General features: G+C 39.2%; 23 protein-coding genes and 2 other annotated features. All 23 genes read left to right on the top strand.

Annotation, left to right across the window (positions count from 1 at the left end; translation table 11 throughout):
- The first annotated feature begins 235 nt into the window (after positions 1–235).
- The 23 genes from N178_RS20330 to rplL all read left to right on the top strand — a co-directional run bounded on the left by N178_RS20330 (position 236) and on the right by rplL (position 19,937).
- Positions 236–697, top strand: a complete 462-nt coding sequence (locus N178_RS20330) for a CtsR family transcriptional regulator (RefSeq protein ID WP_013054895.1) — start codon at positions 236–238, stop codon at positions 695–697.
- Positions 698–738: 41 nt separating this feature from the next.
- Positions 739–1,281, top strand: coding sequence for a protein-arginine kinase activator protein McsA (locus tag N178_RS20325; protein WP_045294428.1), 543 nt, complete (start codon positions 739–741; stop codon positions 1,279–1,281).
- Between the two features lie 3 nt (positions 1,282–1,284).
- On the top strand, positions 1,285–2,358 hold the full coding sequence (locus N178_RS20320; protein WP_013054897.1) for a protein-arginine kinase McsB: 1,074 nt from the start codon (positions 1,285–1,287) through the stop codon (positions 2,356–2,358).
- A gap of 20 nt (positions 2,359–2,378) precedes the next feature.
- Positions 2,379–4,820 (top strand): ATP-dependent protease ATP-binding subunit ClpC, encoded by a 2,442-nt coding sequence (gene clpC, locus N178_RS20315; RefSeq protein ID WP_014462041.1) that lies wholly within the window; start codon positions 2,379–2,381, stop codon positions 4,818–4,820.
- A gap of 123 nt (positions 4,821–4,943) precedes the next feature.
- On the top strand, positions 4,944–6,320 hold the full coding sequence (gene radA / locus N178_RS20310) for a DNA repair protein RadA (RefSeq protein ID WP_013054899.1): 1,377 nt from the start codon (positions 4,944–4,946) through the stop codon (positions 6,318–6,320).
- A 3-nt stretch (positions 6,321–6,323) separates the two neighbouring features.
- The gene (gene disA / locus N178_RS20305) at positions 6,324–7,403 is read left to right on the top strand and encodes a DNA integrity scanning diadenylate cyclase DisA (protein WP_013054900.1); all 1,080 of its coding nucleotides are present in this window, start codon (positions 6,324–6,326) and stop codon (positions 7,401–7,403) included.
- Positions 7,404–7,550: 147 nt separating this feature from the next.
- Positions 7,551–8,648, top strand: coding sequence for a PIN/TRAM domain-containing protein (locus tag N178_RS20300; protein ID WP_014462040.1), 1,098 nt, complete (start codon positions 7,551–7,553; stop codon positions 8,646–8,648).
- A gap of 25 nt (positions 8,649–8,673) precedes the next feature.
- A complete protein-coding gene (gene ispD, locus N178_RS20295; protein ID WP_045294426.1) occupies positions 8,674–9,375 on the top strand; it encodes a 2-C-methyl-D-erythritol 4-phosphate cytidylyltransferase in 702 nt (233 codons plus the stop codon).
- Positions 9,372–9,851, top strand: coding sequence for a 2-C-methyl-D-erythritol 2,4-cyclodiphosphate synthase (ispF, locus tag N178_RS20290; RefSeq protein ID WP_045294424.1), 480 nt, complete (start codon positions 9,372–9,374; stop codon positions 9,849–9,851). The genes ispD and ispF overlap by 4 nt, the downstream gene beginning before the upstream one ends.
- A gap of 105 nt (positions 9,852–9,956) precedes the next feature.
- A complete protein-coding gene (gene gltX / locus N178_RS20285) occupies positions 9,957–11,414 on the top strand; it encodes a glutamate--tRNA ligase (RefSeq protein WP_045294422.1) in 1,458 nt (485 codons plus the stop codon).
- Between the two features lie 39 nt (positions 11,415–11,453).
- Positions 11,454–11,677: a binding site (T-box leader), on the top strand.
- Between the two features lie 72 nt (positions 11,678–11,749).
- Positions 11,750–12,406, top strand: coding sequence for a serine O-acetyltransferase (gene cysE, locus N178_RS20280; protein ID WP_013054905.1), 657 nt, complete (start codon positions 11,750–11,752; stop codon positions 12,404–12,406).
- On the top strand, positions 12,396–13,793 hold the full coding sequence (cysS, locus tag N178_RS20275; RefSeq protein ID WP_045294420.1) for a cysteine--tRNA ligase: 1,398 nt from the start codon (positions 12,396–12,398) through the stop codon (positions 13,791–13,793). Before cysE ends, cysS begins: the two co-directional genes overlap by 11 nt.
- A 7-nt stretch (positions 13,794–13,800) precedes the next feature.
- Positions 13,801–14,226, top strand: coding sequence for a Mini-ribonuclease 3 (locus N178_RS20270; RefSeq protein ID WP_013054907.1), 426 nt, complete (start codon positions 13,801–13,803; stop codon positions 14,224–14,226).
- Positions 14,216–14,959 carry a 23S rRNA (guanosine(2251)-2'-O)-methyltransferase RlmB gene (gene rlmB / locus N178_RS20265; protein WP_014462034.1) on the top strand — a complete coding sequence of 248 codons (744 nt, stop codon included), beginning with the start codon at positions 14,216–14,218 and terminating at the stop codon, positions 14,957–14,959. The genes N178_RS20270 and rlmB overlap by 11 nt, the downstream gene beginning before the upstream one ends.
- Positions 14,960–14,961: 2 nt before the next feature.
- Positions 14,962–15,471, top strand: a complete 510-nt coding sequence (locus tag N178_RS20260) for an NYN domain-containing protein (protein ID WP_013081364.1) — start codon at positions 14,962–14,964, stop codon at positions 15,469–15,471.
- 68 nt (positions 15,472–15,539) lie between these two features.
- Positions 15,540–16,190: an RNA polymerase sporulation sigma factor SigH gene (sigH, locus tag N178_RS20255; protein ID WP_013054910.1), complete on the top strand. Its 651-nt coding sequence runs from the start codon at positions 15,540–15,542 to the stop codon at positions 16,188–16,190.
- Between the two features lie 81 nt (positions 16,191–16,271).
- Positions 16,272–16,421 (top strand): 50S ribosomal protein L33, encoded by a 150-nt coding sequence (gene rpmG, locus N178_RS20250; RefSeq protein ID WP_013081365.1) that lies wholly within the window; start codon positions 16,272–16,274, stop codon positions 16,419–16,421.
- A 53-nt stretch (positions 16,422–16,474) separates the two neighbouring features.
- On the top strand, positions 16,475–16,654 hold the full coding sequence (gene secE, locus N178_RS20245) for a preprotein translocase subunit SecE (protein WP_013054912.1): 180 nt from the start codon (positions 16,475–16,477) through the stop codon (positions 16,652–16,654).
- 195 nt (positions 16,655–16,849) lie between these two features.
- Positions 16,850–17,383: a transcription termination/antitermination protein NusG gene (nusG, locus tag N178_RS20240; RefSeq protein ID WP_014462032.1), complete on the top strand. Its 534-nt coding sequence runs from the start codon at positions 16,850–16,852 to the stop codon at positions 17,381–17,383.
- A gap of 165 nt (positions 17,384–17,548) precedes the next feature.
- Positions 17,549–17,974 carry a 50S ribosomal protein L11 gene (gene rplK / locus N178_RS20235; protein WP_013054914.1) on the top strand — a complete coding sequence of 142 codons (426 nt, stop codon included), beginning with the start codon at positions 17,549–17,551 and terminating at the stop codon, positions 17,972–17,974.
- 110 nt (positions 17,975–18,084) lie between these two features.
- Positions 18,085–18,780: a 50S ribosomal protein L1 gene (rplA, locus tag N178_RS20230; RefSeq protein WP_013054915.1), complete on the top strand. Its 696-nt coding sequence runs from the start codon at positions 18,085–18,087 to the stop codon at positions 18,778–18,780.
- Positions 18,781–18,845: 65 nt separating this feature from the next.
- Positions 18,846–18,989, top strand: a sequence feature (ribosomal protein L10 leader region).
- Between the two features lie 40 nt (positions 18,990–19,029).
- On the top strand, positions 19,030–19,530 hold the full coding sequence (gene rplJ / locus N178_RS20225; protein WP_013054916.1) for a 50S ribosomal protein L10: 501 nt from the start codon (positions 19,030–19,032) through the stop codon (positions 19,528–19,530).
- A 44-nt stretch (positions 19,531–19,574) separates the two neighbouring features.
- Positions 19,575–19,937, top strand: coding sequence for a 50S ribosomal protein L7/L12 (gene rplL / locus N178_RS20220; RefSeq protein ID WP_013054917.1), 363 nt, complete (start codon positions 19,575–19,577; stop codon positions 19,935–19,937).
- The last annotated feature ends 10 nt before the right edge of the window (positions 19,938–19,947 follow it).

Here is a 19,947-nt window from a genome sequence, read left to right as displayed (position 1 = left end):
ACCTGAAAAAGGACTAGCTATTTTAGCTAGTCCTTTTTTGTTTACAATTTATTTATTTTATGAAAAAGTATAGTAAGAACAATAAAATTCACAATTTGCAGGTTTTGAAATAAATTTTAGTGGCAACGATAAAAGTAAAGAATAAACTTTAATAGTACATAGTTGAAAATTTTTTCATTTCCTTTTATATTTAAATTAAGGTCAAATATAGTCAAAGTCAGAAGGAGGGGGCAGCGTGCCAAATATCTCTGACATTATCGAACAGTATTTAAAACAAGTACTTGAATTAAGTGAAAGAGAAATTGTTGAAATAAGGCGCAGTGAGATTGCTGATAAATTTCAATGCGTTCCGTCGCAAATTAATTACGTTATCAATACCCGTTTTACAGTTGAGAGAGGTTATCTTGTAGAAAGTAAGCGAGGCGGCGGCGGCTTTATTCGTATTGCAAAAGTAAAAATGCATGATGCAGCGGATTTGTTTCAGCAAGTAATTGAGATGATTCAAAATGAAATTTCACAAGTAAGTGCTGAAAATGTCATTATTAGGTTAGTTGAAGAAAAAGTCATCACAGAACGAGAAGCAAAAATCATGTTGAGCGTTATCAATCGTTCAGTTATTAATATTGAACTTCCTTATCGTGATGAGCTAAGAGCTAATCTTTTAAAAGCAATGCTTAATTCATTACGCTACCGATAAGCTCATGATCTATTTTATTTAGAACAGGGAGTGATGACAGGATGATTTGTCAGCAATGTGAAACGAGACCTGCAACTCTTCACTTCACAAAAATTATTAATGGTGAAAAGACGGAGATGCATGTATGTGAACAATGCGCTTCAGAAAATGGAGATGCATTTTCTTTTTCAAATCAGCAAGGTTTTTCAATCAATAACTTACTAGCTGGCCTACTTAACCTAGACCCAGCAGTAACTGAAAATTATAAGCAACAAAGCCAGGAGGTTCTTTCTTGTCCTACTTGTGGCATGACATATCAAAGATTTGCTAAAATCGGCAGGTTTGGATGTGCAGATTGCTACAAAACATTTGAGCGACCTCTTATTCCTTTCTTGAAGAGGCTACATGGAGGTAATTATCTACATCATGGAAAAATACCAGCAAGAATTGCAAGTAATCTTCATTTAAAAAAGGAATTACAGGCATTAAGATTGAACTTAAAAGAGTATATCGAAAAAGAGGAGTTTGAGAAAGCAGCCGAACTCCGAGATCACATTCGATTACTAGAAAAGAAGATGAACGAATCGAGAGAGGAGGAAGCGTAATTCATGTCCCAGGATTTGTTCTTTTCCCAGCCTGTTAGCTCTTGGATGCGTCAAGAAGCTTCGAATTCAGATATTGTTCTAAGCAGTCGAATCAGGCTGGCTCGAAATTTAACTCATTATCTTTTTCCAACTCTCTTTTCTAAAGAACAAGCAGTTGAAGTGGTTCGAGTATTCGAGCAAGTTTTTCAAAAAAGCGAAAACACCAATCAGTGGAATTTGCATTTACTAAAGATGAACGAATTACAGCCTCTTCAAAAGCAAGTGTTGGTTGAAAAGCACCTTATCAGTCCTAACTTGGCTGAAGGAGATAACAACGGAGCTTGTTTTTTATCAGAAAAAGAAGATTTGAGTATTATGGTTAATGAAGAAGATCATTTACGCATACAATGTTTATTTCCAGGCCTTCAATTATCTGAAGCTTTAAGCACAGCGAATAAAGTAGATAATTGGATTGAGAAATACGTAGATTATGCGTTTGATGAAAATAGAGGGTATTTAACCAGCTGCCCCACAAATGTGGGTACTGGGCTACGTGCATCTGTGATGATGCATCTGCCGGCTTTAGTGATGACCCGTCAAATTCATCGTATTATTCCCGCTATTAACCAGCTCGGCTTAGTGGTGAGAGGAATTTATGGAGAAGGTAGCGAAGCTTTAGGGAATATCTTTCAAATTTCTAATCAGATAACCTTAGGGAAATCTGAAGAAGATATTGTGGCAGATTTAAATAGTGTCGTACAGCAGTTAATTACACAAGAGCACTCTGCAAGAGACGCGCTGTTTAAAACATCTCATGTAGAGTTAGAAGATCGAGTGTATCGTTCATATGGAGTATTGGCCAATAGCCGTATTATTGAGTCAAAAGAAGCTTCACAATGTTTATCAGATGTTCGATTAGGAATCGATTTAGGGTATATAAAAGGACTGAGTCAAAATATATTGAATGAACTTATCATTATGACGCAGCCAGGCTTTTTACAAAAGTATTCGGGAGGGCCCCTAAAGCCTCAAGAACGTGACATTAAAAGAGCCACCTTAATTCGAGAACGTCTCACTATAAATAAAAACACAAATTAAACGTGGAGGGTGACGATTATATGATGTTTGGTAGATTTACAGAGCGCGCACAAAAAGTATTAGCTTTAGCACAGGAAGAAGCACTACGCCTAGGTCACAACAACATTGGAACGGAGCACATTTTATTAGGTATCGTTCGTGAAGGTGAAGGAATTGCAGCAAAAGCTCTTTCTGCTCTAGGCCTAAGCACTGAAAAAATTCAAAAAGAAGTGGAAGCATTAATTGGCAGAGGCCAAGAATTAACGCAGACCATTCATTATACACCTCGAGCGAAAAAAGTAATTGAACTTTCAATGGATGAAGCCCGAAAGCTTGGTCATTCTTATGTAGGAACAGAACATATCTTGCTAGGCTTAATTCGTGAAGGTGAAGGCGTTGCAGCACGCGTTTTAAATAATCTGGGTGTCAGCCTAAATAAAGCTCGTCAGCAAGTACTTCATTTATTAGGTAGCAATGAAGCTGCTTCAAGCCATCAAGGCGGAGGCTCTTCAAATGCCAATACACCTACCCTAGACAGCTTAGCACGCGATTTAACAGTGGTAGCGCGCGAAGGAAGCCTAGATCCTGTTATCGGACGTGGGAAAGAAATTCAGCGTGTTATTGAAGTGTTAAGCCGACGTACAAAAAACAATCCTGTATTAATTGGGGAGCCGGGTGTCGGTAAAACGGCAATCGCTGAAGGTTTGGCTCAGCAAATCGTCAATAATGAAGTTCCAGAAATTTTGCGTGACAAACGCGTTATGACTTTGGATATGGGAACGGTCGTAGCTGGTACAAAATACCGCGGAGAATTTGAAGATCGCCTGAAGAAAGTAATGGATGAAATTCGTCAAGCAGGTAATATCATTCTCTTTATCGATGAGTTGCACACATTAATTGGCGCAGGTGGCGCAGAAGGTGCGATCGATGCTTCTAATATTTTAAAACCGTCTCTTGCTCGTGGAGAACTTCAGTGTATCGGTGCTACGACTTTAGATGAATACAGAAAATACATTGAAAAAGATGCAGCGTTAGAGCGTCGCTTCCAGCCGATTCAAGTGGATGAACCAACGTTGGAAGAGTCTATTCAAATCTTAAAAGGGCTTCGTGACCGTTATGAAGCGCATCACCGAGTATCTATTTCTGATGAGGCAATCGAGCAAGCGGTGAAACTATCAGATCGCTACATTTCAGATCGTTTCTTACCGGATAAAGCAATCGATTTAATTGATGAAGCTGGTTCAAAAGTGCGTTTACGTTCATTTACAACGCCGCCAAATTTAAAGGAATTAGAGCAAAAATTAGAATCAGTACGCAATGAAAAAGATGCGTCTGTTCAAAGTCAAGAATTTGAAAAAGCAGCATCTTTACGCGATACAGAACAACGCCTACGCGAAGAATTAGAAGACACAAAGAAAATTTGGAAAGAGCAGCAAGGTAAAGAAAACTCAGCTGTAACCGTAGAAGATATCGCGATGGTGGTATCTAGCTGGACGGGTGTACCGGTCTCTAAACTGGCACAGGAAGAGACAGAAAGACTGCTGAACATGGAAGAGATTCTTCACTCTCGTGTAATCGGCCAAGAAGAAGCGGTAAAAGCAGTTGCAAAAGCTGTGCGCCGTGCTAGAGCAGGCTTGAAAGATCCAAAACGTCCAATTGGTTCATTCATTTTCTTAGGACCAACAGGGGTTGGTAAAACAGAGCTTGCACGCGCATTAGCGGAGTCAATCTTCGGCGATGAAGACGCAATGATTCGTATCGATATGTCTGAGTACATGGAGAAACATTCTACTTCCCGCTTAGTAGGTTCACCTCCAGGATATGTTGGATACGAAGAAGGCGGCCAGTTAACGGAAAAAGTAAGAAGAAAACCTTACTCAGTTGTTCTTTTAGACGAAATTGAAAAAGCACATCCGGATGTATTTAACATTTTATTACAAGTGTTAGAAGATGGACGCTTAACAGATTCAAAAGGCCGTACAGTTGATTTCCGTAATACGATTTTAATTATGACATCAAACGTAGGTGCGGATACATTAAAACGAAGCAAGCACTTAGGGTTCACAGTAGAAGCAGAAGGGCAAGACTACAAAGATATGAAAGGAAAAGTAATGGCGGAAATGAAGCGCGCATTCCGTCCGGAGTTCCTAAACCGTATCGATGAAATTATCGTCTTCCATTCACTAGAGAAACCTCACTTAGCTGAAATCGTTAAATTAATGGCGGATCAGTTAACAAAACGCTTAAAAGAGCAAGAAATTGATCTTGAATTAACAAAAGAAGCAATTGATAAGATTGCAGAGGAAGGTTTTGACCCAGAATACGGTGCTCGTCCACTTCGTAGAGCAATTCAAAAACATATTGAAGACCGTTTATCTGAAGAGCTGCTAAAAGGGGTTGTTCAAAAAGGTCAGAAAGTGACGCTAGATGTAGACAAAGGAGAATTTGTTGTTAAATCCTCCGCTCCAAGCAGCATCAGCTAAATTTACTCAAACCAAGACGAGGCATACGAAAAAACACGTATGCCTCCCTTTTTATTTTAGCTTAGGAAATAGTGTACAATAGAGATAGAAATTGATTGAATGAACGGAGAGATTGATAACATAATGGCGAAACGAAAAACAAAATTTGCATGTCAGCATTGCGGATATGAATCAGCAAAATGGATGGGGAAATGTCCCGGATGCGGAAGCTGGAATTCGATGGTAGAAGAAATGGAAGAAACGAAATCATCACGCCGAGGAGCTTTTTCCGGAGCTACTGCTTCTAAAGTTCAAAAACCTCAGTCAATTACAGCGATTGAATCTACAACAGAACCACGAATTTTTACACCTTCTGCAGAGTTAAATCGTGTATTAGGAGGAGGTATTGTCAGAGGGTCACTCGTTTTAATAGGGGGAGATCCGGGTATCGGAAAGTCTACTTTACTTTTGCAAACCTCCGCGCAGTTAGCAATGAAACAAAATAAAGTACTATATATTTCGGGAGAGGAATCAACGAAACAAACGAAGTTAAGAGCGGACAGGCTAGGTGTAAAAGCTGAAGAACTTTATGTTCACGCAGAAACAAATTTAGAATTAATACTAGAGGCCATCTCAAGCATGCAGCCTGATTTTGTGGTGATTGATTCAATTCAAACCATTTACCATGCTGATGTGACATCAGCGCCAGGAAGCGTCTCACAGGTGCGAGAGTGTACGGCTGAACTAATGCGTGTTGCTAAAACGAATGGAATTGCCATCTTTATTGTGGGTCATGTAACGAAAGAAGGGGCCATTGCAGGTCCAAGACTTCTTGAACATATGGTGGATACGGTTCTTTATTTTGAAGGAGAGCGTCATCATACTTATCGTATATTAAGAGCGGTTAAGAACCGATTTGGATCTACAAATGAAATGGGCATTTTTGAAATGAAAGAAAGCGGGCTAGAAGAAGTATTGAATCCATCTGAAATCTTTCTAGAAGAACGGTCTCAGGGAGCAGCAGGGTCGGTTGTTGTCGCTTCAATGGAGGGGACAAGACCCGTATTAGTAGAGCTGCAGGCGCTAATCAGTCCAACGAGCTTTGGAAACCCTAGAAGAATGGCGACAGGAGTAGATCATAATCGCGTTTCGCTTATCATGGCTGTCTTAGAAAAGCGTGTAGGAATGCTGCTGCAGAATCAAGATGCCTATTTAAAAGTAGCAGGTGGAGTGAAATTAGATGAACCAGCAATCGATTTAGCTGTAGCCGTTAGCATTGCTTCAAGCTTCAGAGATGCTGCTTCTAGCGCTACAGATGTTATTGTAGGAGAGGTAGGATTAACAGGTGAAGTACGCCGAGTGTCTAGAATTGAACAGCGAGTTCAAGAAGCGGTAAAATTAGGGTTCCAACGAATTATTATCCCGGAGAAAAATTTAGGAGGATGGAAAGTCCCAGATGGTATTGATGTGATTGGGGTATCAACAGTAGCGGAGGCTCTGCAATATACATTAGGAGGATAAGCAGTGGAAGGAGAAAAAACAACAGTTAGTCAAAAACAAATATCAGAAATTCTGCAGTTTGTAGCACCAGGAACCCCTATTCGTGACGGTATCGATAACGTCTTGCGGGCAAAGACGGGCGGCTTAATTGTTATGGGCTACAATGAACAAGTCAAAAAGATGGTAGATGGAGGATTTTCGATTAATTGTGCATTTACACCTGCGCATCTATACGAGTTAGCCAAAATGGATGGAGCGCTTATTTTAAACGACAGCGGAAGCAAGATATTATTTGCTAATGCTCAGCTCATGCCAGATCCTTCTACTCCTTCTTCACAGACGGGAATGCGTCACCGTACAGCCGAGCGTGTAGCTAAGCAGTCAGGTGTATTGGTGATAGCCATTTCGCAAAGACGAAATGTGATTACGCTTTACAAAGGGTCTCTGCAGTATGTATTGAAAGACATTAGCGTTATTTTAGCAAAAGCCAATCAAGCGCTTGGAACCCTTGAAAAGTACAAGGCGGTATTAGACGAATCGATTACAAGTCTCAGTGCATTAGAGTTTGAAGAGCAAGTAACTCATACAGATGTGCTGCAGTCGCTTCATCGTACAGAAATGGTTCTGCGTATTAAAAATGAAATTTTGAGCTATATTAGCGAGTTAGGAACAGAAGGAAGACTAATCCGTCTCCAAATGAATGAACTGCTTTCTCACTTAGAGGAAGAAGCAACTTTATTAATCAAAGATTATATGTATGACCTCAGCTTTGACCCTTACCGAGTAATTGAACGCATGCAGCAGCCGTCAAATAATGTTCTTCTCGATGACCAAACGCTCCTTCGCTTAATGGGGTATCCTATGTATACAAGCTTTGAAGACAGCGTTATTCCTAGAGGTTATCGAATGCTTCATAAAATTCCAAGACTTCCATCAATTATTATTGAAAATCTCATTGATGAATTAGGGGATTTAAAAACGATAGCAGATGCGTCGGTAGAAGAATTAGATGAGGTAGAAGGCATCGGTGAAATTCGAGCACGGAAAATTAGAGAAGGCCTAAAAAGACTAAAAGAGCAGCATCTTACAAACCGTCAGCTATAGGATATTAATTGACATTAAATGTTTGATTCATTAAGATATTGTGAAAATACAAAAAAAGTGACAGTTTGTTTACAAATTCTGTTTTTTGGTTAAATAACAGGTTTCAATCATTGTAAACTGTTTATAATGATAAAGGGAGGTGAAGGCGTGTTAAAACGTTTTGTACAGTTATTTTTTATTATTACAGGTGGTACATTGGGCGTCTTTTTTATACCTGAACTTATTCAATTATTAAATCTGCAAGATGTAGCATTTCTAGAAAAACCTTACGTCGATGCAATACTGGGAGCTATTTTGTTTTTCCTTGTCACGTTTTGGATTGTTGATTATATAGTTGAATTAATTCGCCGAGTGGAAGAGGCGTTACTGAAGGCGCCTGTAACGGATGTACTTTTTGGTAGCTTAGGATTGATTTTAGGGCTTATTGTAGCCTACTTGGTCGGAGCTTTTTTAGGAAGAATTCAACTTCAAGTAGTAAGTACCATTTTACCAATCTTTCTAAGTATTCTTTTAGGTTACTTAGGGTTTCAAGTCGGCTTTAAAAAACGTGATGAGCTTGTGAACGTGTTTTCGATGCCATCTCGAATTGGGAAGAAAAAAGGGCAAGAAGAAGAAGCAGATAATGAAGAATCACTAAAATCTCTTAAAATTTTAGATACGAGCGTTATTATTGACGGCCGTATCGCAGATATTTGTCAAACAGGATTTTTAGACGGAACGATTGTTATTCCGCGCTTTGTGCTTGAGGAACTTCAGCATATTGCTGATTCGTCGGATGTTTTAAAACGAAACAGAGGTAGACGAGGTCTAGATATTCTAAACCGTATTCAAAAGGAACTGGCAATGAAGGTAGAAATTTATGAAGGCGATTTCGAAGACATTCAAGAAGTGGACAGTAAGCTCGTCAAATTGGCAAAGCTGACTTCCGGGTTGGTCGTTACAAACGATTTTAATTTAAATAAAGTATGTGAACTTCAAAATGTCGGCGTCTTAAATATTAATGACTTAGCAAATGCGGTCAAGCCAATTGTGCTTCCGGGAGAAGAAATGAACGTGCTGGTTATAAAAGACGGTAAAGAGCATAATCAAGGTATTGCCTATCTTGATGACGGTACAATGATCGTGGTAGAAGAAGGAAGAAATTACATTGGAAAGCAAATTGATGTACTGGTGACGAGCGTACTCCAAACCTCAGCAGGCCGTATGATTTTTGCGAAACCCAAGCTATTAGAAAAAGCACTGTGATGTAACAGGTAAAGGGAGTATACCTATGAAGTATGAAATTATCGTTTTAGCTGCAGGGCAGGGGAAGCGAATGAAAGCGGGGCGGAACAAACAATTTTTAACTATTCAAAACGTTCCGCTTATCATTCATACGCTGCAAAAATTCGAACAAGATCCTTGGTGCAGTGGAATTGTACTAGTCGTAAACGAAAAAGAAGTGGCGATTTTTGAAGAGTTATTAACCGAATATCCAATTCAAAAGGTTCAATCATTGACAGTTGGAGGCGATGAACGTCAACATAGCGTTTATAACGGCCTTAAAAGTTTAAAGCAGGCTCAGATGGTATTAATTCATGATGGCGCTCGTCCATTTGTTCAACAAAACACAATCCATGAGTTAGTAGAAAAAGCTGCTAGTGATAAGGCTGCTGTGCTGGCTGTTCCAGTAAAAGACACAATTAAGCGTGTGGAACAGGGTACTGTCATTGAAACAGTTGAGCGCTCTAGCTTGTGGGCTATTCAAACGCCGCAGGCTTTTCTTTTTGATGTAGTAATGGATGCACATAAAAAAGCAAAAACAAATGAATACTTAGGCACCGATGATGCAAGCTTAGTAGAAAAAGCGGGGCAAAAAGTATCGATTGTAGAGGGAAATTACGATAATATAAAACTAACAACACCAGAAGATTTGTTATATGCAGAAGCTATATTAACAAAGCTAAACACAGCTAAAGGAGTGGAAAAATGAACATACGAGTAGGACAAGGTTTCGACGTACATGAATTTGCAGAAGGAAGACCTTTAATCATCGGTGGTTTAGAAATTCCGTATGAAAAAGGATTATTAGGCCATTCAGATGCAGATGTGCTGTTACATACAATCGCAGATGCCTTATTAGGAGCGGCGGCTAAAGGAGATATCGGAAAGCATTTTCCAGATACAGACCCTGAATTTAAAGATGCTGATTCAGCAAAGCTTCTTCAACATGTATGGAAACTACTAAAAGATGAAGGCTATGAATTAAGCAATGTAGATTGCACGATTATCGCGCAAAAACCTAAAATGGCTCCTTACATTGAACCAATGAGAGAGCGCATTGCGCAGCTGTTAGAAGTAAGCATTTCTCAAATTAACGTCAAGGCAACAACAACAGAAAAGTTAGGTTTTACGGGACGTGAAGAAGGAATTGCCGCCCAAGCAGCCGTTTTAGTTTATCAAAAATAAAAACAGTTGACTTTGACAGATACCTATTTGGTGATAAAATTAGAACATGTCTAAAACATATAAATACATACTATAAGTAATATTAAATTGGAGGTCATCTTAGTTATGTCAAGCGAAGTAAGAGTTCGTTATGCCCCGAGTCCAACTGGACATCTTCATATAGGGAATGCAAGAACAGCACTATTTAATTATTTATTTGCACGAAATCAAAACGGTAAATTTATTATCCGTATTGAAGATACAGATCAAAAGCGTAATATCGAAGGCGGAGAAGAAAGTCAGCTGCGCTATTTAAAATGGTTAGGTATTGAATGGGATGAGAGTATCGATGTAGGCGGCGAGTACGGTCCTTATCGCCAGTCTGAACGTACGGAAATCTATCAAGAGTATACGGAAGAACTTCTTGAAAAAGGATTAGCTTATCACTGTTATTGTACGTCAGAAGAGCTTGAAAAAGAGCGTGAAGAACAGCAGGCGAACAGTCAAATGCCGCGCTATTCAGGTAAGTGCCGTAACTTAACAGCTGAACAGCGTGCTGAACTAGAAGCAGAAGGCCGTGAGCCAAGCATTCGCTTTCGTGTTCCTAGTAACACAGAAATTAAGTGGAATGATATTGTCAAAGATGAAGTATCATTTGAGTCTGAAGGCATTGGTGATTTCGTTATTGTGAAAAAAGACGGTACACCAACATATAACTACGCTGTAGCCATTGATGATTATCTAATGAAGATGACACATGTTCTACGCGGAGATGATCATATTTCCAATACACCGAAGCAAATTCTTGTGTATGAAGCTTTAGGCTGGACGCCTCCTGTATTTGGTCATATGACGTTAATCGTAAATGAAAATCGTCGCAAGCTAAGTAAACGTGATGAGTCAATCATTCAGTTTATTGAACAATATAAAGAATTAGGCTACTTGCCAGAAGCACTGTTTAATTTTATTACAATGCTTGGCTGGTCACCTGTGGGAGAAGAAGAAATCTTCTCTAAAGAACAGTTTATTGAAATTTTTGACCCAGCTCGTTTATCAAAATCTCCAGCACTATTTGATACAAGCAAATTACGTTGGATGAACAACCAATACATGAAACAATTGGATTTAGACGAGGTAGTAGCTTTATCAGTTCCTCACTTAGTGAAAGCTGGAAAAGTTGAAGAAACGCGCGATGCAGAAACAGAACAATGGGTACGTGACTTAGTTGCTCTATACCAAGAACAAATGAGCTTTGGCGCTGAGATTGTTGAACTTACTGAAATGTTCTTTAAGAAAGAAATTGATTACAGTGAAGAAGCAAAAGCAGTACTTGCTGAAGAGCAAGTACCGGAAGTGTTAAAAGCATTTGCTGAAGAGATTTCTTCCTTAGAAGAATTCAGCGCTGATGAAATTAAGGCAGCAACAAAGGCTGTACAAAAAGCAACAGGTCAAAAAGGTAAAAAACTATTTATGCCAATTCGTGTAGCAACAACAGGCGAAATACACGGCCCTGAGCTTCCAAAAGCTATTTCTCTTTTAGGGAAAGAAACAGTTTTAGCTCGTCTAGAAAGCATTTATAGTTAACAAATTTCTAGTTTGCCCATATGATAAAATAATCAAATATGGATATCGTTGAGAAGGAAGAGTAGGCAAGTTCATTGCATATCAGAGAGGGTTATCACCGGCTGAAAGTAACCTATGACAAAACTTGTTGAAGTGCGCCTTTGAGTCTTTTGTTGAATGCTACTAAGTAAGTAGGCAAAAGCGGGTACTTTCACGTTATGAGAGAAGAGTTGGGATTGTTTATTGATCCAAACAGAGTGGAACCGCGTATATACGTCTCTGTGTCATTTGACATAGGGGCGTTTTTTTATACAATCAATGAGTAGATAGAGGAATAGCGGAATTGGGGTGAGATGATGCTAAAGTTGTTAAAGGAAGACATTGAGGCCATATTTGAACAAGATCCTGCAGCAAGAAGTTATATTGAAGTGATATTAACCTATTCGGGGTTGCATGCTATTTGGGCACATAGATTAGCTCACGGGCTTTTTAAAAGAAAGTGGTTTTTTCTGGCGCGTGTAATCTCACAAATTAGCCGATTCTTCACAGGGATTGAAATCCATCCGGGTGCGAAAATTGGCCGCCGCTTTTTTATTGACCACGGAATGGGAATTGTTATTGGGGAAACGTGCGAAATTGGAGATAATGTAACAGTATATCAAGGAGTAACACTCGGAGGAACAGGGAAAGAAAAAGGAAAGCGTCACCCGACGATTGAAGACAATGTCTTAATTGCAACAGGTGCTAAAGTGCTAGGGTCGATTACGATTCATGCGCACTCCAAGATTGGAGCAGGCTCAGTTGTGTTAAATGACGTCCCAGAAAACTCAACGGTTGTCGGTATCCCTGGCCGAGTCGTCATTCAAAATGGCGTCCGGATTCCAAAAGATTTGAATCATCAAGATTTGCCAGATCCAGATGCAGAGCGTTTCAAACAGCTAGAGAAAGAAATTTTACACCTGCAAAATCAATTAAAGGAATTAAAAGAAGGGAAGATTCACCATGGCAATTAAGCTATATAATACGTTAACACGTCAAAAAGAGACGTTTGTACCGCTGGAAGAAAACAAAGTCAAAATGTACGTGTGCGGACCGACGGTGTATAACTATATTCATATTGGAAATGCGCGTCCTGCGATCGTATTTGATACGGTGCGCCGCTATTTAGAATTTAGAGGCTACGATGTAGAGTACGTCTCAAACTTCACAGATGTGGATGATAAATTAATTAAGGCAGCAAAAGAGTTAGGAGAAGATGTTCCAACGATCGCAAACCGCTTTATCGATGCCTACTTTGAAGATACGTCAGCGCTTGGATGCAAGCATGCCGATGTGCATCCACGCGTAACTGAAAATATGGATATCATTATTGAGTTCATTGACGAACTAGTAAAAAAAGGTTATGCATATGAGTCAGAGGGTGATGTATACTATCGTACACGTAAGTTTGAAGGATACGGAAAATTATCACATCAGTCTATTGATGAATTGCAATCCGGTGCTCGTATCGAAGTTGGAGAAAAGAAAGAAGATCCATTAGACTTTACTCTTTGGAAAGCAACCAAAGATGGAGAGATTGCATGGAATAGCCCTTGGGGTCAAGGAAGACCAGGCTGGCATATTGAATGCTCGGCGATGGCACGCAAGTATTTAGGTGATACAATTGATATCCACGCAGGCGGTCAGGATTTAGCTTTCCCTCATCACGAAAATGAAATTGCTCAATCAGAAGCGCTCACTGGGAAATCGTTTGCGAAATACTGGCTTCATAACGGATATATCAATATTGATAATGAAAAGATGTCTAAATCACTAGGGAACTTCGTGTTAGTTCATGACATTATTAAAAAGCATGATCCTTCCCTACTTCGATTCTTTATTTTATCTGTTCACTATCGTCACCCAATTAACTATAACGAAGAAATTTTAGAGAATACGCGCAAAGGGTTTGAGCGTCTGCAAACAGCTTATGGCAACTTAACTCACCGTCTAGAGGCAGCAACAAATCTTCAAGAAGATGCTTCAGAATGGTTTGAAAAGCTAAAAGAGCTTCGCGAAACATTTGTTGAAGAGATGGATGATGATTTTAATACGGCAAATGCCATTTCTGTTCTGTTCGAGCTAGCAAAGCAAGCTAACTTGTATTTATTAGAACAAACAACGTCTACAGATGTAATTGAAGCCTTTATTAAAGAGTTTAAAGAATTAGGTGCTGCAATAGGCATTGCATTTGGAGAAGCTGAACTTCTAGACGAAGAAATTGATCAATTGATCCAAGATCGTATTCAAGCTCGTAAAGATCGTAATTTCCAATTAGCAGATCAAATTCGAGATGAATTGAAGGCTAAAAATATTATTTTAGAAGATACGGCGCAAGGAACAAGATGGAAAAGAGGATAATAGTGTTATGAGCAGCAGTAAATTAGATGTAAAACAGCTAAATAGCTTAGCTCTTGCTTATATGGGTGATGCGGTGTTTGATTTACATGTTCGCCGCCACCTGCTGGTGTTAGGGACAGTGCGCCCTAACCAGCTTCATAATAAAGCTAAAAAATACGTATCAGCAAAAGCACAAGCGCAAATCGTATATTATTTTAAAAATGAAAACTTTTTTACTGAAGAAGAAGAAGGTGTACTGCGACGAGGACGCAATGCAAAGTCCGGTACAGTCCCTAAAAACACAGATGTGCAAACGTATCGCTACAGTACGGCATTTGAAGCGGTCGTAGGCTATTTGTATCTTTTAGGTGAAGAAGAAAGAATGATGGAACTTATTACTAAAGCTATCTCTTTCGTCGATGAAGGAGAGGGAGGAATGAATCATGGAACATGAATTTATCATTGGACGTAATCCGGTCCTAGAAGCCCTAAAGTCTGGGCGCGACATTAACAAACTATGGATTGCCGAAGGATCGCAAGGCGGTTCTATGGGACAAATCACGCAGTTAGCAAAACGTAATGGTGTATTGGTGCAGTTTGTACCGAAAAAGAAAATTGAGCAAATGGTAGACGGTATTCATCAAGGAGTAGCTGCACAAGTTGCTGCTTATCAGTATGCAGAGTTAGATGATTTATTTAACTTAGCGGAAAAACGTAATGAAAGTCCGTTTTTTCTTCTGTTAGATGAGCTTGAAGATCCCCATAATTTAGGTTCTATTATGAGAACAGCCGATGCCGTTGGCGCACACGGTATCATTATTCCAAAGCGCCGTTCAGTTGGATTAACGGCCACTGTAGCAAAGGCGTCTACAGGAGCGATTGAACATATTCCTGTAGCAAGGGTAACAAACCTATCAAGGACGATTGATGAATTAAAAGATCGAGGCGTATGGATTGTTGGAACGGATGCGAAAGAAAGTGACGATTACCGCAACTTAGATGGAGGTATGCCGCTTACGTTAGTGATTGGAAGCGAAGGAAAAGGCATGAGTCGTTTGATTCGTGAAAAATGCGATTTTCTTGTACAGCTTCCAATGGTTGGGCATGTTACATCGTTAAATGCATCTGTAGCAGCTAGTCTTCTCATGTATGAGGTTTACCGAAAACGCCATCCTCTAGGTGAATAAGAATGGATATTCTACTGGTGGATGGTTATAACATGATAGGTGCGTGGCCCGACCTAAGAAAGCTTAGAGATAATGATTTAGCGGGTGCTCGAGACCTGTTAATTGAAAAGATGGCAGAGTATCAAGCATATATGGGGTATCGTGTCATTATTGTCTTCGATGCTCATATGGTCGAAGGAATTGAAAAAAAGGCAAAAAATCATAAGGTTGACGTTGTATTTACAAGAGAAAATGAAACAGCGGATGAGTACATTGAAAAGTTGGCTCAAGAGCTAAACAATGTAAAGACACAGATTCATGTTGCTACATCTGATTTTACGGAGCAGTGGGCAATCTTTGGACAAGGTGCGCTTAGAATTTCTGCTCGAGAATTGTACAACGAAATTGAGCAAATTGAGAAACATATTAATCTTGATGTAAAGTCTATTCAAAATCAAAAGCCAGCGGCACGCATTCAACTTTCCAATCAAGTAGCCGAAATTTTCGAAAAATGGCGCCGGGGACAGCGGTGAGGTTATTGACGGTACGGAATTAGCTACTGTATAATATTTCTATCTACTGTGCGGTCGGGGGGATCGATATGGGCGATAATTATGGGAGAAAACTGCATGCTCATTTCGAACAACAAGAGGATGAAACAGTTGTCGATCTTGTGCATAAAGGCGATATTGACGCATTAGAGTATTTGATTCATAAATACAAAAACTTTGTGCGAGCAAAGGCGCGGTCGTATTTTTTAATTGGGGCAGACCGTGAAGATATTGTACAAGAAGGTATGATAGGGTTATACAAGGCAATTAGAGATTTTAGAGAAGATAAGCTAACTTCGTTTAAAGCTTTTGCTGAACTTTGCATTACCAGGCAAATTATTACCGCTATTAAAACCGCAACAAGGCAAAAACATATTCCATTAAACTCTTATGTATCATTGGACAAGCCAATATATGATGAAGAGTCCGACCGAACCTTAATGGATGTTATTTCGGGGACAAAAGTAGCAAATCCAGAAGAGTTGCTCATTAATCGAGAGAAGTTTGATGATATTGAATTAAAGATGGCTGAACTGTTAAGTGATCTTGAGCGAAAAGTTCTCGTTCTTTATTTAGATGGTCAATCTTATCAAGAGATTTCAGAAGAGTTAAACCGCCACGTCAAATCCATCGATAATGCACTTCAGCGTGTGAAGAGGAAATTAGAGCGCTACCTCGAGATTCGTGAAATCACAATGTAGCCTCCTATCCTCATATTGACATGCTAAGAAAGTCTGTGATACTTTTTTATAGACATTATCACTCTATAGGTGGTTGACATTATGCGTAAAAAAGTTGTACTTGCGTGTGTGCAATGCGCTAGTCGTAACTATACGACTATGAAAAACACACAGCAAAACGAAGAGCGTTTAGAAATGAAGAAGTTTTGCAAAACGTGTAACGCACATACGATTCATCGTGAAACAAAGTAGATCAATAATCTGCACAGACTAATACCCCTTTTAATTTATTGGAGGTTACAAACATGAACCGTGTAGGAAATTTCTTGCGTGATGTTGGGCGTGAGATGAAGAAGGTAAGTTGGCCTAAAAAAAATGAGCTAACTCGTTATACAATTACTGTTATTTCTACAGTTGTATTTATGACACTCTTTTTTGTAGTAGTTGATTACGGAATTTCGTCACTTATTCGTTTAATCCCTTGAATAAATTGACTTAAATCATGGTATAATAAAGCTAAATTATGTTTTTTTCAGAAAAGCCCGGAGACGGGTTTTTTAATTTGCTTTAAGAATGATTGTGCTAGGAGTCAACTATTTTCCTAGTGCGTTGTCTGTGCAATAGATTAGGACATCTTATTTTATAGTGAGCTGGGAGGGAAGGACGTATAGTCCTCAGAAATGGAGAAAAATTGGTATGTAGTCCATACTTATTCTGGATATGAAAATAAAGTAAAAACAAATTTAGAAAAGCGCGTAGAAACAATGGGTATGCAAGATAAAATTTTCCGCGTTGTTGTTCCTGAAGAAGAAGAAAGAGAAATTAAGAACAACAAAGAAAAGATTACAAAGAAAAAAGTATTTCCAGGGTACGTGTTAGTTGAAATCATCATGACGGATGATTCATGGTATGTAGTTCGTAATACACCTGGCGTTACGGGCTTTGTAGGTTCAGCAGGTTCTGGATCAAAACCAACTGCTCTTCTACCAGAAGAAGTAGAAATGATCTTAAAACAAATGGGCATGGACGAGCAGCATGCTGACTTTGACTTTGAACTAAAAGAAACAGTATTGGTTCAAGAAGGTCCGTTTGCAAACTTCGAAGGTACCATTGAAGAAATCGATACAGATAAACGTAAAGTTAAGGTTCATGTCGATATGTTCGGAAGACAAACGCCAGTAGAGCTAGACTTTACACAAATTGAAAAAATATAATCTGTAAGACCTTGCAATTCATGAAGTTTAATGTTAATATTTCATAAGTCAGTATGTCTCAAAACTAGAGACTAAAACAACTATTTCTTTATTTTATATATAAAGAACATTGAGTGGGAGGGCATCGCCCTATTACCACATCACGGACTTAAGGAGGTGTGTCTCGTGGCTAAAAAAGTAATTAAACTTGTTAAGTTACAAATTCCTGCAGGTAAAGCAAATCCAGCGCCACCAGTTGGTCCTGCATTAGGTCAAGCCGGTGTTAACATCATGGGTTTCTGTAAGGAGTTTAACGCTCGCACAGCTGATCAAGCTGGTCTTATCATTCCTGTTGAAATCACGGTATTTGAAGACCGTTCATTTACATTTATTACGAAAACTCCACCTGCTGCTGTACTACTTAAGAAAGCGGCTGGTATTGAGTCTGGTTCTGGTGAACCAAACCGTAATAAAGTTGCAACAGTCAAGCGTGACAAAGTGCGTGAGATTGCTGAAACTAAAATGCCTGACTTAAACGCTGCTAGCGTTGAATCTGCAATGCGCATGGTAGAAGGTACAGCGCGCAGTATGGGAATCGTAGTTGAAGACTAATTCCATTTGATTGGGTGTTAGAAGGTTGCGAGAAATGGAAGTTTTCCTATGCTCGCAACCTTTATTAGTGGGAGGTTATTCCGTTAAAACCACATAAGGAGGAAACAAAAATGGCTAAAAAAGGTAAAAAGTACGTTGAAGCTGCTAAGCTTGTAGATCGTACACAAACTTATTCAGTACAAGAAGCGATTGAATTAGTAAAGAAAACAAACACAACTAAATTTGATGCAACTGTAGAAGTAGCATTCCGTTTAGGAGTTGACCCTAAGAAAGCTGACCAACAAATTCGTGGTGCAGTAGTACTACCAAACGGTACAGGTAAAACTCAACGTGTATTAGTATTCGCTAAAGGCGAAAAAGCTAAAGAAGCTGAAGCTGCAGGCGCTGACTACGTTGGCGATGCTGACTACATCAACAAAATCCAACAAGGTTGGTTCGAGTTCGATGTAATCGTAGCTACTCCAGATATGATGGGTGAAGTTGGTAAACTTGGTCGTGTATTAGGACCTAAAGGTTTAATGCCAAACCCTAAAACTGGTACAGTAACATTTGACGTTCAAAAAGCAGTTAACGAAATCAAAGCTGGTAAAGTAGAATACCGTGTTGATAAAGCTGGTAACATCCACGTACCAATCGGTAAAGTATCTTTCGAAGAGAGCAAGTTAGTTGAAAACTTCACTACAATCTTCGAAACTATGGTAAAAGCTAAGCCGGCAGCAGCAAAAGGCACATACATGAAGAACGTAGCCGTTACTTCAACAATGGGCCCTGGTATCAAAGTTGATACTGCTTCATTCTCTGCTTAATAAATTTGGAAATAAATCGGTGTTGACTTTTTGAAAGTCCCTGATTATAATAGATAATGTTGTTAAAAAGAATAACATTTGTACCGTAGACAGTAGGTGCTGCAAAGCTTAATTTCCTACCGAGGTGTGTGAGATAAATTAGTGAAACGTTATGGTTCGCTTACTACACCTCCATGTCTTTATTGTCATGGAGGTTTTTTATTGCACCTTGTCTGAGTGTACGGAAGGAAATCTACAGGAGGTGTAAAGATGAGCAACGTAATTGAACAAAAGAAACAAGTCGTAGACGAAATTGCTGAAAAACTTCAAGCGAGTAACTCAATAGTTGTCGTTGACTACCGTGGTTTGAATGTTGCTGAAGTTACTGAACTTCGTAAGCAATTACGTGAAGCAGGCATTGAGTTCAAAGTTTACAAAAACACTTTAACTCGCCGTGCTGTAGAAAAACTTGAACTAACAGATCTTAATGATGCGTTAGTAGGTCCAAATGCAATCGCATTTGGTGGAGAAGATGTTGTTGCTCCAGCTAAAATTTTAAACAACTTCGCTAAAGAACACGAAGCGTTAGAAATCAAAGCTGGTGTAATTGAAGGTAATGTTGCATCTGTTGAAGAAATTAAAGCACTTGCAGAACTACCATCTCGCGAAGGCTTACTTTCTATGTTGCTTAGCGTGCTTCAAGCTCCAATTCGCAACCTTGCTCTTGCTACAAAAGCTGTGGCAGATCAAAAAGAAGAACAAGGTGCATAATCTAGTCTGTTATATATAACACAATCACAAGGAGGAAATTAACAATGACTCAAGAACAAATCATTGAAGCAGTTAAAAATATGACTGTTTTAGAACTTAACGATTTAGTAAAAGCAATCGAAGAAGAATTTGGCGTAACTGCTGCTGCTCCTGTAGCTGTAGCTGGCGGTGCTGCTGGTGAAGCTGCTGCTGAGAAAACTGAATTTGACCTAGTACTTGAAAGTGCTGGCGGACAAAAAATCAAAGTTATCAAAGTAGTACGTGAAATCACTGGTCTTGGCTTAAAAGAAGCTAAAGAAATCGTTGATAACGCTCCAAAAGCTCTTAAAGAAGGTATTTCTAAAGAAGAAGCTGAAGAAGCAAAAGCTAAACTTGAAGAAGTTGGCGCTTCTGTAGAAGTTAAGTAATTATTGCTTA

Origin of the sequence: Priestia aryabhattai B8W22 (genome assembly GCF_000956595.1) — a bacterium.
Taxonomy (GTDB): Bacteria; Bacillota; Bacilli; order Bacillales; family Bacillaceae_H; genus Priestia; species Priestia aryabhattai.
Note: the sequence above shows the minus strand (reverse complement) of the source record. Positions and strands in the feature narration are given on the sequence as shown.

What these genes read in the sequence shown, in the direction of transcription:
- N178_RS20325 (WP_045294428.1), top strand. Translation starts at nt 739, where the DNA reads ATGATTTGTCAGCAATGTGAAACGAGACCTGCAACTCTTCACTTCACA.
- N178_RS20320 (WP_013054897.1), top strand. Translation starts at nt 1,285, where the DNA reads ATGTCCCAGGATTTGTTCTTTTCCCAGCCTGTTAGCTCTTGGATGCGT.
- clpC (WP_014462041.1), top strand. Translation starts at nt 2,379, where the DNA reads ATGATGTTTGGTAGATTTACAGAGCGCGCACAAAAAGTATTAGCTTTA.
- radA (WP_013054899.1), top strand. Translation starts at nt 4,944, where the DNA reads ATGGCGAAACGAAAAACAAAATTTGCATGTCAGCATTGCGGATATGAA.
- ispD (WP_045294426.1), top strand. Translation starts at nt 8,674, where the DNA reads ATGAAGTATGAAATTATCGTTTTAGCTGCAGGGCAGGGGAAGCGAATG.
- ispF (WP_045294424.1), top strand. Translation starts at nt 9,372, where the DNA reads ATGAACATACGAGTAGGACAAGGTTTCGACGTACATGAATTTGCAGAA.
- gltX (WP_045294422.1), top strand. Translation starts at nt 9,957, where the DNA reads ATGTCAAGCGAAGTAAGAGTTCGTTATGCCCCGAGTCCAACTGGACAT.
- cysE (WP_013054905.1), top strand. Translation starts at nt 11,750, where the DNA reads ATGCTAAAGTTGTTAAAGGAAGACATTGAGGCCATATTTGAACAAGAT.
- cysS (WP_045294420.1), top strand. Translation starts at nt 12,396, where the DNA reads ATGGCAATTAAGCTATATAATACGTTAACACGTCAAAAAGAGACGTTT.
- N178_RS20270 (WP_013054907.1), top strand. Translation starts at nt 13,801, where the DNA reads ATGAGCAGCAGTAAATTAGATGTAAAACAGCTAAATAGCTTAGCTCTT.
- rlmB (WP_014462034.1), top strand. Translation starts at nt 14,216, where the DNA reads ATGGAACATGAATTTATCATTGGACGTAATCCGGTCCTAGAAGCCCTA.
- N178_RS20260 (WP_013081364.1), top strand. Translation starts at nt 14,962, where the DNA reads ATGGATATTCTACTGGTGGATGGTTATAACATGATAGGTGCGTGGCCC.
- sigH (WP_013054910.1), top strand. Translation starts at nt 15,540, where the DNA reads ATGGGCGATAATTATGGGAGAAAACTGCATGCTCATTTCGAACAACAA.
- rpmG (WP_013081365.1), top strand. Translation starts at nt 16,272, where the DNA reads ATGCGTAAAAAAGTTGTACTTGCGTGTGTGCAATGCGCTAGTCGTAAC.
- secE (WP_013054912.1), top strand. Translation starts at nt 16,475, where the DNA reads ATGAACCGTGTAGGAAATTTCTTGCGTGATGTTGGGCGTGAGATGAAG.
- nusG (WP_014462032.1), top strand. Translation starts at nt 16,850, where the DNA reads ATGGAGAAAAATTGGTATGTAGTCCATACTTATTCTGGATATGAAAAT.
- rplA (WP_013054915.1), top strand. Translation starts at nt 18,085, where the DNA reads ATGGCTAAAAAAGGTAAAAAGTACGTTGAAGCTGCTAAGCTTGTAGAT.
- rplJ (WP_013054916.1), top strand. Translation starts at nt 19,030, where the DNA reads ATGAGCAACGTAATTGAACAAAAGAAACAAGTCGTAGACGAAATTGCT.
- rplL (WP_013054917.1), top strand. Translation starts at nt 19,575, where the DNA reads ATGACTCAAGAACAAATCATTGAAGCAGTTAAAAATATGACTGTTTTA.